Origin of the sequence: Vibrio sp. SCSIO 43009 (assembly GCF_023716525.1) — a bacterium.
Lineage (GTDB): Bacteria > Pseudomonadota > Gammaproteobacteria > Enterobacterales > Vibrionaceae > Vibrio > Vibrio alginolyticus.
Genome location: NZ_CP071842.1, coordinates 2252251 through 2268241, shown reverse-complemented (window position 1 = coordinate 2268241; position 15991 = coordinate 2252251). Strand labels below are relative to the sequence as shown.

At 42.8% G+C, this 15991-nt stretch carries 14 protein-coding genes and 1 riboswitch; of the genes, 7 read left to right on the top strand and 7 right to left on the bottom strand.

The window, feature by feature from the left end:
• Nucleotides 1–29 precede the first annotated feature (29 nt).
• On the top strand, nucleotides 30–1310 hold the full coding sequence (aroA, locus tag J4N43_RS10515) for a 3-phosphoshikimate 1-carboxyvinyltransferase (protein ID WP_005387883.1): 1281 nt from the start codon (nucleotides 30–32) through the stop codon (nucleotides 1308–1310).
• 62 nt (nucleotides 1311–1372) lie between these two features.
• Here aroA and J4N43_RS10510 read toward each other — a convergent pair whose 3' ends face one another.
• On the bottom strand, nucleotides 1373–1621 hold the full coding sequence (locus tag J4N43_RS10510; protein WP_005387884.1) for a YciN family protein: 249 nt from the start codon (nucleotides 1619–1621) through the stop codon (nucleotides 1373–1375).
• 434 nt (nucleotides 1622–2055) lie between these two features.
• Here J4N43_RS10510 and topA point away from each other — a divergent pair, with 434 nt between their 5' ends.
• From topA to J4N43_RS10490, 4 genes are all read left to right on the top strand, one after another.
• Nucleotides 2056–4686 carry a type I DNA topoisomerase gene (topA, locus tag J4N43_RS10505; protein WP_053303238.1) on the top strand — a complete coding sequence of 877 codons (2631 nt, stop codon included), beginning with the start codon at nucleotides 2056–2058 and terminating at the stop codon, nucleotides 4684–4686.
• A gap of 607 nt (nucleotides 4687–5293) precedes the next feature.
• A complete protein-coding gene (gene glgC / locus J4N43_RS10500; protein WP_252094111.1) occupies nucleotides 5294–6511 on the top strand; it encodes a glucose-1-phosphate adenylyltransferase in 1218 nt (405 codons plus the stop codon).
• Nucleotides 6501–7958 carry a glycogen synthase GlgA gene (gene glgA, locus J4N43_RS10495; RefSeq protein ID WP_017820031.1) on the top strand — a complete coding sequence of 486 codons (1458 nt, stop codon included), beginning with the start codon at nucleotides 6501–6503 and terminating at the stop codon, nucleotides 7956–7958. Before glgC ends, glgA begins: the two co-directional genes overlap by 11 nt.
• Before the next feature lie 109 nt (nucleotides 7959–8067).
• Nucleotides 8068–8871 carry an alpha/beta fold hydrolase gene (locus J4N43_RS10490; RefSeq protein WP_017820032.1) on the top strand — a complete coding sequence of 268 codons (804 nt, stop codon included), beginning with the start codon at nucleotides 8068–8070 and terminating at the stop codon, nucleotides 8869–8871.
• 31 nt (nucleotides 8872–8902) lie between these two features.
• Here J4N43_RS10490 and J4N43_RS10485 read toward each other — a convergent pair whose 3' ends face one another.
• The 5 genes from J4N43_RS10485 to torD all read right to left on the bottom strand — a co-directional run bounded on the left by J4N43_RS10485 (nucleotide 8903) and on the right by torD (nucleotide 13249).
• Complete coding sequence (locus J4N43_RS10485; RefSeq protein ID WP_017820033.1) at nucleotides 8903–9223, bottom strand: DUF2007 domain-containing protein; 321 nt, start codon at nucleotides 9221–9223, stop codon at nucleotides 8903–8905.
• Nucleotides 9224–9243: 20 nt separating this feature from the next.
• Nucleotides 9244–9930 carry a TVP38/TMEM64 family protein gene (locus tag J4N43_RS10480; protein ID WP_005378366.1) on the bottom strand — a complete coding sequence of 229 codons (687 nt, stop codon included), beginning with the start codon at nucleotides 9928–9930 and terminating at the stop codon, nucleotides 9244–9246.
• A gap of 114 nt (nucleotides 9931–10044) precedes the next feature.
• Nucleotides 10045–10635 (bottom strand): TfoX/Sxy family DNA transformation protein, encoded by a 591-nt coding sequence (locus J4N43_RS10475; RefSeq protein ID WP_005378367.1) that lies wholly within the window; start codon nucleotides 10633–10635, stop codon nucleotides 10045–10047.
• Nucleotides 10636–10751: 116 nt separating this feature from the next.
• A riboswitch (cyclic di-GMP riboswitch) is annotated at nucleotides 10752–10841 on the bottom strand.
• 287 nt (nucleotides 10842–11128) lie between these two features.
• Nucleotides 11129–12133 carry an HTH-type transcriptional repressor PurR gene (gene purR / locus J4N43_RS10470; protein ID WP_005378368.1) on the bottom strand — a complete coding sequence of 335 codons (1005 nt, stop codon included), beginning with the start codon at nucleotides 12131–12133 and terminating at the stop codon, nucleotides 11129–11131.
• 468 nt (nucleotides 12134–12601) lie between these two features.
• Complete coding sequence (gene torD / locus J4N43_RS10465; RefSeq protein ID WP_017820035.1) at nucleotides 12602–13249, bottom strand: molecular chaperone TorD; 648 nt, start codon at nucleotides 13247–13249, stop codon at nucleotides 12602–12604.
• Between the two features lie 266 nt (nucleotides 13250–13515).
• Between torD and torR the strand changes: the two genes are divergently transcribed.
• Complete coding sequence (torR, locus tag J4N43_RS10460; RefSeq protein ID WP_005378370.1) at nucleotides 13516–14226, top strand: two-component system response regulator TorR; 711 nt, start codon at nucleotides 13516–13518, stop codon at nucleotides 14224–14226.
• A gap of 73 nt (nucleotides 14227–14299) precedes the next feature.
• On the opposite strand, the gene elyC is transcribed toward torR, so the two are convergent.
• Nucleotides 14300–15085, bottom strand: coding sequence for an envelope biogenesis factor ElyC (gene elyC / locus J4N43_RS10455; protein ID WP_053349441.1), 786 nt, complete (start codon nucleotides 15083–15085; stop codon nucleotides 14300–14302).
• 114 nt (nucleotides 15086–15199) lie between these two features.
• Between elyC and cmoM the strand changes: the two genes are divergently transcribed.
• Nucleotides 15200–15991, top strand: coding sequence for a tRNA uridine 5-oxyacetic acid(34) methyltransferase CmoM (gene cmoM, locus J4N43_RS10450; protein WP_053349533.1), 792 nt, complete (start codon nucleotides 15200–15202; stop codon nucleotides 15989–15991).

The following is a 15991-nucleotide window of genomic DNA, read 5'->3' as shown; positions in this document are numbered from 1 at the left end:
TTGAGGGCACAAAGGATTATCAACTTTTAATGGAAAGCCTAACGTTACAACCTATCAATAAAATTCAAGGGGAAGTGAACCTTCCTGGCTCTAAAAGTGTTTCTAATCGAGCTCTTTTACTTGCTGCTCTTGCTAAAGGCAGAACTCGCCTTACTAATCTCCTCGACAGTGATGATATTCGTCATATGCTGAATGCGCTGACTAAACTAGGCGTTCAATACCAACTTTCCGAAGATAAAACAGAATGTCTCGTTGAAGGCCTTGGGCGTCCGTTTTCTGTCTCAGAGCCGGTAGAGTTATTTCTCGGCAATGCTGGCACTGCGATGCGACCATTAGCTGCGGCTCTTTGTCTTGGAGAAGGGGAGTATGTACTGACGGGCGAACCTCGTATGAAAGAGCGTCCAATTGGTCACCTTGTCACGGCACTGAAAGATGCTGGTGCGAACGTTGAGTACATGGAAAACGAGAACTTTCCGCCTCTCAAAATAATTGGTACTGGCCTAAAAGCAGGTACAGTTTCTATCGATGGGTCCATTTCAAGTCAGTTCTTGACCGCTTTCTTAATGTCTGCGCCATTGGCTGAAGGTGAAATTCGCATCAACATCGAAGGCGATTTGGTTTCTAAGCCTTATATCGATATCACCCTGCATATCATGAAGCAGTTTGGAGTCGATGTGATCAACAACGACTATCAAGAGTTTGTGATCCCAGCCGGTCAGCAATACATTGCTCCAGGTGATTTCTTGGTTGAAGGTGACGCGTCTTCTGCTTCTTACTTCTTGGCGGCGGCAGCCATCAAAGGTGGAGAAGTTAAAGTCACGGGTATCGGTAAAAACAGCATTCAAGGTGATATTCAATTTGCTGATGCGCTTGAAAAAATGGGTGCAGAAATTGAATGGGGTGATGACTACGTAATTTCACGTGTTGGTCAATTGAAAGGCATCGATATGGATTACAACCATATCCCTGATGCTGCAATGACCATCGCGACAACAGCGCTATTTGCCGAAGGCACTACCGCTATTCGTAACGTTTATAACTGGCGTGTAAAAGAAACAGACCGTTTGTCAGCTATGGCGACTGAGTTACGTAAAGTCGGTGCGGAAGTGGAAGAAGGGGAAGACTACATCATCGTCAAACCTGTCTCTCAGTTAAAGCATGCTGCGATTGATACTTACGATGATCATCGAATGGCGATGTGTTTTTCGCTGGTGGCACTTAGTGATACGCCTGTGACGATTAACGATCCAAAGTGTACGTCGAAAACGTTCCCTGACTACTTCGACAAACTTAAGGCTTTAAGCTGCTAAATATTCTGACCTAAAACAAAAAGCCAGAGTGAATAACACTCTGGCTTTTTTGTTTCCCAATACTATTTAACCAGCGTAAATTCCTTAGAAAGGTGATGCGCTAAGTATTTGAACATATTGAATACTGCAGTCGTATTTGAAGTTGGTAAACCTTTGTCATCAAGGAAGTATTCACCTTTAAAAACTAAAACACCTTCTTTTTCTTCTACACTTGTTGCTCGCATTCCCTCGATGTAATCATCGTGCTCTTGGATGATTTGGTTAGCGATCAAAAGAAGGTCGAACTCTTCGATAAACGTTCTATCAGACATATTCTTTCTACCATTCTATTTAGTTAAGAATGCTGAGTATACCTACAACTAAAATGGGTGTGCATGATTAATTCAGTCAATCGTTCAGTAAGACTAAACAGATCAATTTTTAGAGTATAAGCATGATGCGGAGGAAGATGGCAGAGCATTGAACCAAACTATTTTGTGATGGGTAACAAAATTTATTGCATTGGATTAGCGGATGCTAAGTTTGCCTGTTTAGATATGCCGCTCAATACCTTTCAGAACCCTGTCTCTTTGAAGTATAAAGACGATGAATTGTCAACCAATCGGATCTGAATTTCAAAAAAGCAGTTGATCTTCTTTTCATCTCGCACAATAGTAAAAAAAGAAGCAATGAAATAGAACATTATGCGGGTGGCCTTTAAACAAGGTTTCTACCCGCATTATTATGAAGGACGTTAGAGTCAGTTATGGGTAAATCACTCGTTATAGTGGAGTCACCAGCCAAGGCAAAGACGATAAATAAGTACCTTGGTAAAGACTTTATTGTTAAGTCTAGTGTTGGTCATGTGCGTGATCTGCCTACGGCCGGTCAAAGCACTGGTGAGAAAAAAGCCGCAGCCATCTCAACTAAAGGGATGAGTCCGGAAGAGAAAGCGCGCGTTAAAAAAGAGAAAGACCGCAAAGCGTTGATCAAAAAAATGGGGATTAACCCATATCATGACTGGGAAGCGAATTACCAAATCCTTCCAGGCAAAGAAAAAGTTGTCAACGAACTACAAAAACTCGCCAAAGACGCAGATTGCGTTTATCTCGCAACCGATTTGGACCGCGAAGGAGAAGCAATCGCATGGCACCTTCGTGAGATCATCGGTGGCGATGAAGAGCGATACAAACGTGTAGTTTTTAACGAAATTACGAAAAACGCGATCCAACAAGCTTTCCAGACACCTGGCGAGCTGAACATGGATGGTGTAAATGCCCAACAAGCACGTCGCTTCATGGACCGTGTCGTTGGTTTTATGGTTTCACCTTTACTTTGGAAAAAAGTGGCTCGTGGTTTATCTGCTGGTCGCGTGCAGTCTGTTGCGGTGAAACTGTTAGTTGAGCGTGAGCGTGAGATTAACGCGTTTGTACCAGAAGAATTCTGGGACATTCATGCGAATACGAAAACGAAAGACAAAGCGGACTTTAAACTGCTTGTTGCTCAGAAAGACGGTTCTGCGTTTAAGCCAGTTAATGAGGCAGAAACCAAAGCAGCGATGTCTGTACTTGAGAATGCAAGTTACGAAGTATGTAAGCGTGAAGACCGCCCTACAAAGAGCAAGCCCTCAGCACCTTACATCACCTCTACGCTTCAACAGGCAGCAAGTACACGTCTGGGCTACGGCGTGAAAAAGACCATGATGCTAGCTCAGCGCCTCTATGAGGCCGGTTACATCACTTATATGCGTACTGACTCGACTAACCTAAGTGCCGAGGCTGTGGACGCTGTACGTGACTTTATTGGTTCTGAGTTTGGTGATAAGTACCTACCAGCGAAAGCATTGACGTACGGTAGCAAAGAAGGAGCACAGGAAGCGCACGAAGCGATCCGTCCTTCAAATGTGGGTGTTAAGGCGGAAGACCTGCAAGGTGTCGATGCTGATGCGCACAAACTTTACGCTTTGATTTGGAATCAGTTTGTAGCGTGTCAAATGACGCCAGCAGAATACGATTCAACAACCATCAGTGTAAAAGCGGCAGAATACACGCTTAAAGCGAAAGGCCGTATCCTTAAATTTGACGGCTGGACTCGTGTACAGCGTCCAATGGGCAAAAACGAGGATACAATCCTTCCTGCGGTACAACTTGGCGATAAGCTAAGCTTAGAGTCACTTGACCCTAAACAGCACTTTACAAAGCCACCTGCGCGCTACACTGAAGCAGCACTGGTTAAAGAGCTAGAGAAACGAGGTATTGGTCGTCCGTCGACTTACGCATCGATCATTTCTACGATTCAAGATCGTGGCTACGTGAAAGTTGATCAGCGCCGTTTCTACGCTGAAAAAATGGGTGAAATTGTTACTGACCGCCTTGATGACAGCTTTAACGATTTGATGAACTACGACTTTACTGCGCGTATGGAACAGAAATTGGACCAAATTGCTGAAGGTGAAGTGAACTGGAAAGCTGTGTTAGACAACTTCTTTGCTGATTTTACTGGCGATCTTGAAAAAGCGGAGCTGGATGAGTCAGAAGGCGGTATGAAGTTAAACCACATCGTCATGACGGATATCGAGTGTCCGACGTGTAGCCGTCCAATGGGCATCCGTACTGCTTCAACAGGTGTGTTCTTAGGCTGTTCAGGTTACGCGTTACCACCAAAAGAGCGTTGTAAGACAACCATCAACTTGGGTGACGAAGAAGGTATTATTAACGTTCTAGAAGAAGACGTTGAAACCGCAGCTCTTCGTGCTAAAAAGCGTTGTCCGATCTGTGAAACAGCGATGGACGCATACCTGATTGATGACAAGCGTAAGATGCATGTTTGTGGTAATAACCCGAACTGTGAAGGCTACCTTGTTGAATACGGCGAGTTCAAAGTAAAAGGCTACGATGGTCCAGTTGTTGAATGTGACAAATGTGGCTCTGATATGGTGCTTAAGAATGGTCGCTTTGGTAAATACATGGATTGTACGAGCGAAACGTGCAAGAACACTCGAAAGATCTTGAAGAATGGCGAAGTCGCGCCACCGAAAGAAGATCCTGTTCATTTCCCCGAGTTGCCATGTGAAAACTCAGATGCGTATTTCGTACTTCGTGATGGTGCTTCAGGTCTATTTATGGCGGCAAGCAACTTCCCGAAATCGCGCGAGACACGTGCTCCTTTGGTTGCTGAACTGGCACGTTTTGAAGAGCGTTTACCTGAGAAGTTCAAATACCTAGCGACCGCACCGCAAGAAGATCCTGATGGTCGTCCTGCAGTTGTACGCTTTAGTCGCAAAACAAAAGAGAACTACGTTCGTTCGGAAGAGAATGGCAAACCATCTGGTTGGACAGCGCTCTTTGTTGACGGTAAGTGGGAAGTCACTGATAAGCGTAAAAAAGCGAAAGCATAAAAACGTACGATCTAAGTAATGTAAAAAGGCAGCGATATCGCTGCCTTTTTTGCGTTTTGTTTTTGCGTAAAGGCCACTGTGTTGTTCGTATAGATCTTTGCTGCTTTGACTGAGTTTTGCTGACGCGAGAAGATCCCAGTATCAATATTTCGTAGTCGCTGATGTATTTTTATGTAAAAAATATTCGTTGTAACTTTCATTTTGCATTCACATATTTGTTATACATTGGGCTAAAAAATCGGCGGTGTAGTGAATCCGTTCGTAAATTGTTTTCACAATGTAATCGTTTGCTTTTCCATGTGTGATCTAGATATCGTCTTGAGTACGCAAGAGCTGTATGGTACACAGAATGGCGTATTAAAAATTGTAATTTAGAACCCGCTTAGATAATTTATTACAAAAATTAGTGCAACTGTGTGCATTGTTTGCGTCAAAAAATAAGGAAAGAGTGGACGTTGCATACTGGAAGTGCCGTAGCTTTTTTATCCGTGTTGTAAGAGTTCACAGAAACTCAGAGACGGTTGCTAAATGTATTCGCTTGACTCCCCGAGTATGACTCATTCAAGCGAGTACCAAATCCAAGCTATAACGATATGGAGAACAACAAATGGCTGGTGTTTTGGGAATGATTCTTGCTGGCGGTGAAGGCTCTCGTTTGAGACCTTTAACGGAATCTCGCAGTAAACCTTCGGTACCGTTTGGTGGTAGTTATCGATTGATCGATTTTGCTCTAAACAATTTTGTTAATGCGGATCTGATGCGCATTTACGTCCTAACCCAATTTAAATCTCAATCTTTATTCCATCACTTAAAAAAGGGGTGGAACATCAACGGCATTACAGACCGCTTTATCGATCCTATTCCCGCTCAAATGCGTACTGGTAAACGTTGGTACGAAGGGACGGCGGACGCGATCTATCAAAACCTGCGTTTTATGGAATTAGAGGAACCAGAGCAAGTTTGTATTTTTGGCTCTGACCATATCTATAAGATGGATATCAAACAAATGCTGAACTTCCACTCAGAAAAGAAGGCTTCTCTGACGGTATCTGCATTGCGCATGCCACTAAAAGAGGCGTCGCAATTTGGGGTTATCGAAGTCGATAGTGAAGGTCGTATGATTGGCTTTGAAGAAAAACCAGCAAATCCGAAGTCGATTCCTGGTGACCCTGATTACGCTTTAGTTTCAATGGGTAACTATGTTTTTGAAGCTCAGGTACTGTTCTCAGAGTTGGTCGAAGATGCGGATAATGAAGCTTCATCACATGATTTTGGAAAGGACATCATTCCAAAGATGTTCCCTAGAGGTGATGTGTTCGTGTATGACTTCAGTACCAACAAAATCAGTGGCGAAAAAGAAGAGGTGTACTGGCGTGATGTCGGAACTATTGATGCGTACTGGCAAGCGCATATGGATCTGCTAGAAAAAGAAGCTCCATTTTCGCTGTACAACCGTAAATGGCCATTGCACACCTACTACCCACCATTGCCACCTGCGACATTTACCGACTCTGATAATGGTCGTGTGCAGATAATAGATAGTTTAGTGTGTAATGGCAGCTATGTTAGAGGCTCAAGAATCGAAAAGTCGGTGCTTGGTTTTCGCAGTAATATTGCTTCTGCTTGCGATATCAGCGAATGTATACTTCTTGGTGACGTAAAAATTGGCGAAGGCTGTGTTTTACGTCGTGTGATTGTCGACAAGGATGCCGATATTGCTCCTGGTACTCAGATTGGTGTGAATCTTCAAGAAGATAAAAAACACTTCCACGTGTCTGAGGAGGGCATTGTTGTTATTCCGAAAGGAGCTCGAGTTGGCTACTAACAACTTATCTATTCTGTTTGTAGCTTCTGAGGTTGAAGGCCTCATTAAAAGTGGTGGCTTGGCAGATGTTGCCAAGGCACTACCGGAAGCCCTTCAAAACCTACAGCAAGACGTAAGAATTACCATCCCTGCGTACAGCAGTATTGATAAACTCGCAGACGCAGAAGTTGTATTAGAAACAGAATTAACATCATGGCCGCATACGGAGTATCGAGTTTTGCGGCTCATGTTAGGTCAAAATCCTGTTTACCTGATTGATTGTCCGCCGTATTTCAATCGACCATCAATGTATGCGGAGAACAACCAAGCGTATACTGATAACGGCGAGCGCTTTGCGTTTTTTAGTGCAGCATGTCTCGATATGTTACCCAAGCTCGCCTTTCAACCTAATATCATACACGCGAACGATTGGCACACAGGTCTTGTTCCATTTTTGCTCAAGCACAGGTATGGCAATGATCCGTTTTTTGCTCATACTAAAAGCGTCATTTCAATTCACAATGCGGTCTTTAAAGGCGTATTTAGTTATGAAGATGTGCAGTGTTTGCCAGAGTTTCATTGTAGAAACGTTCCCGATGCTGCGGTGAGTGCAACGCATATTACGATGCTTAAAGCTGGTGTAATGAATGCAGATAAGATAAACGCGGTTAGCCCTACGTACGCAGAGGAACTAAAAACAGAGCTTGGCAGTCACGGCATGGCTTGGGAGTTTCAGCAACGTGCGCAGGACTTAGTCGGCATCTTGAATGGTTGTGATTACAGCGCTTGGAATCCGGAAACGGATACCTACTTGCCGGTTAATTACTGCGCCGACCAGCAAAGTATGTCGCAAGGGAAGAAAGCTTGTAAAAAAGCATTACAACAACGACTAAATTTGCCCGAAAAAAATGTAGCTATGTTCGGTATGGTTTGTCGGTTGACCCAGCAGAAAGGCGTTCATTACTTGTTGCCTGCTTTGGCCGACTTTTTGAAGCACGATGTTCAGCTAGTTGTCGTTGGGACCGGAGACCCTGTTCTTGCCGCTCAGTTACGAGAGGTTGCCGCGCAGTTTTCTAGCAAATTTGCCTTTGTAGAAGCGTATGACAATGAACTTGCGCATATCGTTGAAGCTGGTTCTGATTTCTTCTTGATGCCTTCTGAGTTTGAACCATGTGGCTTAAACCAAATCTATAGTATGGCTTATGGGACATTACCGATAGTACGCGGTGTTGGTGGCTTAAAGGACAGCGTTAGCGATTATGATGTAAACCCATCTGAAGCAACGGGGTTTGTTTTTTTCGAACCGACACCGCAGGCATTGTTGTTAACGATGCTAAGGGCACTGTTGCTCTACGCTCAAAACGAGCCTGAAGTGAATAAAGTACAGTTGCACGCGATGCAACAAGACTTTTGTTGGCAAAAGGCCGCAGAATCTTATTTGCAGCTTTACCACTCAGCGTTAGTTTGACTTAAAATTGTAACGAAAGGCACCGAATGAGGTGCCTTTATTATCTTGAGTAAGGGGAGTGTGGTAGGATGGCTTTTTACTCAATAGCACGATCTTTTTGATACTCAATATGACCCAGCCGCTACTTTTTCATAAAACCTATTTGCACCCTACTAGTAATGAGTGGGTTGTATTTGTGCACGGTGCTGGTGGTAGCTCTTCTATCTGGTTCAAGCAAATTAAAGCTTACAAGCAACACTTTAACTTATTGCTGATCGATTTAAGAGGCCATGGAAAGTCAAATCAGTTACTTAAAGAGCTCATTGCTAGCCGTTATACCTTTACGGAAGTTACCCAAGATATTTTGAAAGTATTGGACCATTTAAAGATCCAATCCGCTCATTTTGTCGGTATGTCGCTTGGTACTATTATTGTTCGAAACCTTGCTGAATTGTCATCAGAGCGCGTACGTTCGATGGTGCTCGGCGGTGCTGTCACAAGGCTTAACACTCGTTCTCAGATATTGGTGAAATTAGGTAATTTTTGTAAGCATATCCTACCGTACATGTGGCTCTACAAACTGTTCGCTTATATTGTTATGCCTCAAAGAAGCCAACGAGAATCTCGCCACCTTTTTATTCGCGAAGCCAAGAAGCTTTGCCAAAAAGAATTTAAACGTTGGTTTATTCTTGCCGCTGATGTAAATCCGTTAATGAAATATTTTAAAGATCGAGAGTTACCCATTCCGACTCTTTACTTAATGGGCGACAGGGATTACATGTTTATTAAACCTGTCAAAGAAATGGTTGCAGCACATAAGCTCAGCATTCTACGAGAAATCCCGAATTGTGGTCATGTATGCAATGTAGAGCGTCCAGAAGACTTCAATCAACACTCCATCGAGTTTATTAAACAGCAAGCAGTATGTGCTTAAAACTGAGTGCATCCGCTGAATAGGAGAGCCGCTATAGCTCTCCTAGTTGATATCCACATTGCCAACATGCACCAAATTGCCCTTCGTTTATTTCATGACATTTTGGGCATTGCCAATCTTGATACTCATGCCTATCGGATTGTTTTCGATATGCTTTTACTATTTCTTCAGCTTTCATCTTTTGTGCCGTGTCAAAAAGCCACACATAAGGATCGGTATCATCACCAAACGGCAGTTCTCCTTTTAAGCCGAAAATACCTTCTCCGCGAACTTCACAGTAAATTTGTTCCACTTTAAGCAGCTCACATACAATGTGTGCTTCTGCTGGGTTTTTAGCGATAAATATTTTCATCAAAATACCCACTTCACCAATTACGAGTTTTGCTGACTTGGTGTCGGCCTTACTTTATTCATAACCCATTTAGTGATGATTGGAAATAGTCCCAATAGCGCAAAAGACGCTAATACTGCGGGTGAAACAATGCCCGATAGGCTTTCAATTGTTGCTAATTGAGTACCTGCATTCAGATATACGGCTGTGCCTGGCAGCATACCTATTTGGCTAGTGAGATAAAATCGACCTACAGACATCGGTGTTAAGCCCATCAGTAAGTTGATTAGAAAGAAAGGGAATACAGGGATTAGACGCAAGGAAAATAGATAAAAAGCTCCGTCTTTTTCGACACCTTGATTAATTGCGTTGAGTTTATTTCCGAATTTGTTTTGTACCCAGTCACGCAATAAGTATCGGCTGCTCAAGAAGGCCAGTGTTGCCCCCATAGTGCTAGCGAAAGAAACCAGTAGCAAGCTTGTCCAAAAACCAAATAAGGCTGCACCAAGTAAGGTGACTACTGCCGCTCCTGGGATAGAAAAAGCGGTAATTGCAATGTAGGTAAAAAAGTAAATCGCAGCCGAGAATACAAAATTCTGATCGATGTATGTAGTTAGTGCTTCTTGTTGGGCTTTTGCATTCTCTAAGGTTAAATACTGGCCAAAGTTAATACCTAAAAAGACGATAGCCGCTAGTAGGATGAGACCTAATATCAGTTTCTTATTCATAATTTTGATTCCAATTTGGGATATATGTAATAAGACAGTAGGAAAACCGAAAAAATTTCACAAAAAAACCGCAGATTAGACTGCGGTTTTACAAGATAGTTTTTAGGCCGACTTTTATTGGAGGCCGTTCATCAACTCATCTCGGCGAGCTTGAGGTACCACACTCCAATGAGTGCCGTTGATAGCACCTTCTAGTGCCCATAGCAACTCAATGTTGACGGTTGCAGAGTGCGTATCTCTTATCGCTTTATAGGCGTTAAGCGCACCTTCCTCTTCAAGCTTCTCTACGGATTCGATGCCGGCTTTTTTTAGCATGCGCTCGGTAGCCAGTCGTAAGTTAGGCAAATCTTTCAAACGGTTAGGCTTTGTACTTGCTTGCTGTTCTTTCTCAAGCTTTGCCTTTTTCAATGATTGATTCGCTACTTCGATTAAGCGTTCGCTTGATTCCCATAAATCGCTGGAAATAGCGTAGTACTTTGTAACGACTGGAAAGCCACGTTTTTTATAAACGTAAGGCTTTAGCCCTTGTTTCTCGAAGTCAGATGAAGTTTTTTGGTCTGCTCTGATATGAAGCTGATTGTTTACCACTAGTGCAAACATTGTTTCATCAGCGAATAGTCCGAAGCCACCAAACATTGAGCGCGACTTGATATTACCAAGTGCCTCAAATAGCTTCATAGAGTCTTTGAGTATCGGTTTATCCATGTTTTGTTATCTCGGTGTAATTAATATTACGCCACCAAAAGTCAGGTCCGAGAGAATAGCAAACATGCGTAAAAACAATGTCATTACAGAGTAAAGTCATTGCTTACACACTTGCCATCGGTAACCCCGCTACCTTCCATATCGTAATATGGTTCAGGCCGGAGGCTTTGCGTCCCACTCTTTCGAATGGTTTGCCCTGTGCGTGACACAATGAGCATACTTCTTATATTGAATTAACATCACGGTTTAGCGTTAAAAGTGTGATTTCGGTTCAATAAAAATGATAGATTGAATGCTCTATTTTGCATATGGAAAGGTGCAAATTGGCCTTTGAAAAGGAGTTCTTAATATATATTACATTTATATAAAACAGGGAGTTAACGTTAGTCAATTGTTATTAGAGCTGTGTGAAGTATTAGAGAATGCTTAATTTTCCCAAAAAAATAAGCGCCCCTGTAGAGCGCTTATTTAACACGGTTAAATACAGTGAAATTTAGTTCATTTTTTTCACAGTATTTCGAATTACAAGCTCAGGTTGCATTTCGAAAATTCGTTTTTCGTGTTCTTTATCTTTGATACGCTCAAGTAGAATTTCGAATGCATTTTTACCAACACGACGTTTAGGTTGGTGGATAGTCGTTAGCGGTGGAGAGAAGTATTCCGCAAGCTCGATGTTGTCGTAGCCGATCACTGAAATATCTTCAGGAATTTTGATCCCGTTTTGTTGCAAGCGGCTCATTAGGCCTAGAGCCATTGTGTCGTTAAAACAGAATACCGCCGTCGGGCGCTTGTCCATTGCGGTAATTTTATCTGCAACTAATACGGCCGTATCACATTCAAAGTTACCTTCAAGGATCCAGTCTTCATTTACAGCTAGGTTCGCTTCACTCATTGCGCGACGGAAACCTGCAATGCGCTCTTGGCAAGCAAGCTTTTCAAAATGACCGCTTAGACAAGCGATATCCGTATGACCATTGTCAATCAGATGTTTGGTTGCAATGTAGCCACCTTCTTCTGAGTTATCCATGATCTTGTCTGCTTGTGAGCTCTCTGGGCCCCAATCCATGACCACTTTAGGAATGTCCGCATGACGGTCAAGCATCTCTTTTAGTTCTTCGGTTAAGTCAGAACACATCACTAGGATGCCATCAACGCGCTTTTCAGCCAGCATACGAATGTAATCGCGTTGTTTTTCGTAAATCCCGCCTGTGTTACATAAAATCAGAGTATAGCCTTGGCGGTAACAGTAGCTCTCAACGCCATCAATCACTTCTGAGAAAAATAGGTTAGTTGATTGAGTTACTAACATGCCAATCGTACGAGTTGAGTTGCATTTTAGGCTGCGTGCAACGGCACTTGGCGCGTAATTCAGCTCGTCAACGGCTTTCATTACTTTTTCTTGCGTTGCTTCTGCAACGAAACGCGTTTTATTGATAACGTGCGAAACTGTCGTAGTGGAAACGCCGGCTAAGCGAGCAACGTCTTTTATCGTGGCCATAAATGGTGTCCTGTATCGAGCTACTGAAATATGTCGTATTGGATGTACCTGATGCTCTAATGGTTTCACACCTAGCAATATAAAATTGGCGCTAAGTGTCTCGGCAGCGGTTGATCCAAGTGCGACAAAAGGGTGCGTAGCAGCATCGGTCGATGAATTTTATCTTTTTTCTATCTGATGAGAAATTGCCATCAACCTGTTAAGAAAACACAAAAACCGCTATATTTCAGCGGTTTACATATAAATCATATTTAATCGTTTGCGCTCACATTTTAGCCCTATGTGGACTGACTAGCAATGTTTTCAGCAAGAGATTTGTGTATTTGAAGTCACATTTTGACTGCTAAATAACCAAGCGTCTTTGCGCTAAGTTAAGGCAAACGAATATTATACCCAAGTTACTTACAATTGGTCACTTTCAGGCATACAGGAAGCCCGATAGGCAGGCTCCCTAAAAATAGGCGGCAATTATTCACCAAGAAGGTAGGCGCTGTCTAGTTTACAAAATGCAACTAATAGTTTCGCGACACTCGAGTAAAATCCAAATTCGTCGAATTGTTTACATTTGTCTGAAAACTGAGGTAACCAAGACATCAATTGTTGCTGGATAAAGTCGTTTTGTTTAACGAAGGCTTCTTCCATGTGTTTTTCTTGTTCAAGCTCGTTTGAGCGGATAATCATGTTCCCGAGAAAGTCGAGCTCAACGGCTAAGTGATCCGCAGGTTCCTTTAGGTTTTCGTCTACTTGAACGCCAAATTCAGCCATCAACTTTTCCATTTCCTCAGCTGGCTTGTCATTCAGTAAACCTGATTCACCAATGTACATGGATGCGTAAGGAAGAGCGCCGTATTTTTCTGTCTTCAAAAACAGTTCACAAAAGTCAGCTGCAAGCTCTAGTTGTGCATCTTCACGATCTTGTAACCGATTCAGCGCATCAACTAGGCTATCAACGGCTGGTTTTAGCGACTCATTTTCACCTAAACCTGCGAGAAAACTGCGAATTTCAACACTGTGATAGGCTTCCAATTCTTTCTCTGTTAGTTCTTTTGCGAACAAGCTCGAAAACCACCAGTAAATTTCAGCGCGTTTTTCATTAAAAGCTTTCACTTCTTGCATTTTGGGCTCCTGAATGATGCTTCAAGTCATGCATCACAAAGTCAATTAGGGATATCCCCTAAGTGTAATCAATTAAAATGAATAGCAGTAACTATAATTGTTATGTTTTATGGTCAAAAATGACCGTTTATTAATAGCAATGGGCAAGCTTGTTTTGAATCAATAAAAACGCTAAATCTTGCGTTTTAATGTATCTATGACTAGAAATGTTACTAGTTATGAATAGAATACGTTTTGGATAATAAGAAGACAGAAAAGTGGTGTAAATGAGCTATCACGTATTAGTCGTAGAAGATGATGTTGTAACTCGTAGTAAGCTTGCGGGATATTTCCAAAATGAGGGCTACCAAGTCAGCGAAGCAGAGAGTGGCGCAGAAATGCGTGAAGTTTTGCAAGCGGGCGATGTAGACCTGATCATGCTGGATATTAACCTGCCTGGTGAAGACGGCCTGATGCTTACTCGTGAGTTACGTAGCCAATCGGATATTGGTATCATATTAGTAACAGGACGCACGGATAGCATTGATAAAATCGTAGGCCTAGAAATGGGTGCTGACGATTATGTGACAAAACCTTTTGAACTGAGAGAGCTGTTAGTTCGCGTTAAAAACTTGCTGTGGCGTATTTCAGCAGCGCGCAGTGGCAGCTCGAAAGCGAATGAAACCAGTGAAGAGCACATTGTGCGCTTTGGGGAGTGGACATTCGACATTCAACGTCGCGCACTTAGCCGCAACGGTGAGCCAGTAAAACTAACTAAAGCAGAGTACGAACTTTTGGTGGCATTATCGTCTTACCCTAACCAGGTGTTAAGTCGTGAGCGTATTTTGAACATGATCAGCCATCGAGTTGATGCGCCGAATGACCGCACCATTGATGTTCTTATTCGACGTATGCGCGCAAAAATGGAGTTCGATCCTAAGAACCCACAGATTTTTGTAACGGTACACGGCGAAGGCTATATGTTTGCTGGTGACTAGTTTGAACATCACTAAATCGTAAAAAGAAAAAGGAGAGCTTCGGCTCTCCCTTTTTTGTGGCTTCAAGATAATACTAGTTTGCTTCAGCCATTGGTGTTTGGCCGACAGTATCACGCAATCTTTGCCAAATGCTGCCCAAGTACTCATGCCAATAAAGCTCTGTTTGTTCTAAGTAACGCGCTTTAGGTGAGTATTTATCCCAAGGTTGACTTATCTCGCTAATAGCTAAGAAGTTGGTCGGAGCTGGGATTGGTTTAATGCCTGCTGCGTTGAACTCATACAATGCACGGCTCATGTGACTCGCAGAAGTGACTAACACAATCTCCTTTTGTTGAACGAATGCAGCCGCTTGACGCGCCTCTTCCCACGTATCTTTCGCATCTTCTAATAAAATGATATCGGATTTCGCGACTCCCAACGCAAGGGCAACGTTCGCCATCATTCGCGCGTGGCTAATTTCAGATCCGCCAGCATAGCCGGATAAGATTAATTTCGCGCCTGGATACATTCTTAAAATACGAATGCCCTCAGTTAAGCGCATTAATGCTGCACGGCTTAACTGCGAGGTGGGTGGAATTTCGTCATCGATAACATGACCATTCCCTAAAACCATCACGTAGTCGATGGTGCCAGAAACTGGCAAAAAGGCTTTATGCTCTCGCTCTAACGGCATAAGAAGCTTGGTTGAAACAGGTTGGAAGGCAACAAGAAAAATGCCAACAAAAGAGAATAGAACAACGAAGCAGCCAGTTTTACGTTTTGTAGTAAAACTAATGAGAGCAAGACCCAACAAGCCTATCAGCAGCAATGCCGGAAGGGGCATAAGCATGGCTGACACTACTTTTTTCAGCTCAAACATACATAAATAGTCCGAAAAAACATCAATTGATAATAAAAATGAGGGTATCCCTCTTTATTCCTGCTTTCCTTGTGCCAGAATAGCGGCACAATCCGTTATGATAACTCAGCAGAAGTGACAGAAGACCGCAATTTCGACGATATCGCCCACAAATTTGCAAAAAATATTTACGGCTCCGATAAAGGGGAGATCCGCCAAATCATTGTGTGGGAAGATTTTCTACAGATTCTAAGTGAATTAGATGCTGACCAGCAACCCCTAGAAGTGTTAGACGCTGGTGGTGGTTTGGCACAAATGTCGCAAAAGCTTGCTAAGCTCGGACATCGAATCACTTTATGTGATCTATCTTCGGAAATGCTGCAGTTGGCTAAGCAGGATATTGAAAAAAACGGTTTGCTTGAGCAGTATCGCCTGATTCATTCGCCTGTCCAATCCATCGGTGAACATATGGATGGACAGGTCGATCTGGTTATGTTCCACGCTGTGATGGAGTGGTTGGTTGATCCTAAGGCCGCACTTGAAACAGTTCTTGAACAAGTAAAACCGGGAGGCATCGCATCAGTCATGTTCTACAACCACCACGGTTTAGTCTATAAAAACGTGGTTTGTGGCAACATTCCTCATATATTAGACGGCATGCCTCACCGAAAAAGATTTAAACTACAGCCGCAAAAAGGCTTAAAACCTGAAGAAGTCTACCAGTGGATAGAAAATTCAGGTTTTAATATTTGTGGCAAATCTGGTATTCGCTCATTTAGTGATTACATAGGCAATATGGAATACATGGGTGATTACGAGTTTGAAGATGTGTTGGCGCTAGAAAAACAACTTTGTCGACAAGAGCCATACCTCTCATTAGGCCGCTACATTCATGTGTGGGCTAAAAAGAACGATAAACAGGAATAA

Bases quoted from the DNA above. Each gene is read 5' to 3' on its own strand.
- aroA (WP_005387883.1), top strand. From the start codon at position 30: ATGGAAAGCCTAACGTTACAACCTATCAATAAAATTCAAGGGGAAGTG.
- J4N43_RS10510 (WP_005387884.1), bottom strand. From the start codon at position 1,621: ATGTCTGATAGAACGTTTATCGAAGAGTTCGACCTTCTTTTGATCGCT.
- topA (WP_053303238.1), top strand. From the start codon at position 2,056: ATGGGTAAATCACTCGTTATAGTGGAGTCACCAGCCAAGGCAAAGACG.
- glgC (WP_252094111.1), top strand. From the start codon at position 5,294: ATGGCTGGTGTTTTGGGAATGATTCTTGCTGGCGGTGAAGGCTCTCGT.
- J4N43_RS10490 (WP_017820032.1), top strand. From the start codon at position 8,068: ATGACCCAGCCGCTACTTTTTCATAAAACCTATTTGCACCCTACTAGT.
- J4N43_RS10485 (WP_017820033.1), bottom strand. From the start codon at position 9,223: ATGAAAATATTTATCGCTAAAAACCCAGCAGAAGCACACATTGTATGT.
- J4N43_RS10480 (WP_005378366.1), bottom strand. From the start codon at position 9,930: ATGAATAAGAAACTGATATTAGGTCTCATCCTACTAGCGGCTATCGTC.
- J4N43_RS10475 (WP_005378367.1), bottom strand. From the start codon at position 10,635: ATGGATAAACCGATACTCAAAGACTCTATGAAGCTATTTGAGGCACTT.
- purR (WP_005378368.1), bottom strand. From the start codon at position 12,133: ATGGCCACGATAAAAGACGTTGCTCGCTTAGCCGGCGTTTCCACTACG.
- torD (WP_017820035.1), bottom strand. From the start codon at position 13,249: ATGCAAGAAGTGAAAGCTTTTAATGAAAAACGCGCTGAAATTTACTGG.
- torR (WP_005378370.1), top strand. From the start codon at position 13,516: ATGAGCTATCACGTATTAGTCGTAGAAGATGATGTTGTAACTCGTAGT.
- elyC (WP_053349441.1), bottom strand. From the start codon at position 15,085: ATGTTTGAGCTGAAAAAAGTAGTGTCAGCCATGCTTATGCCCCTTCCG.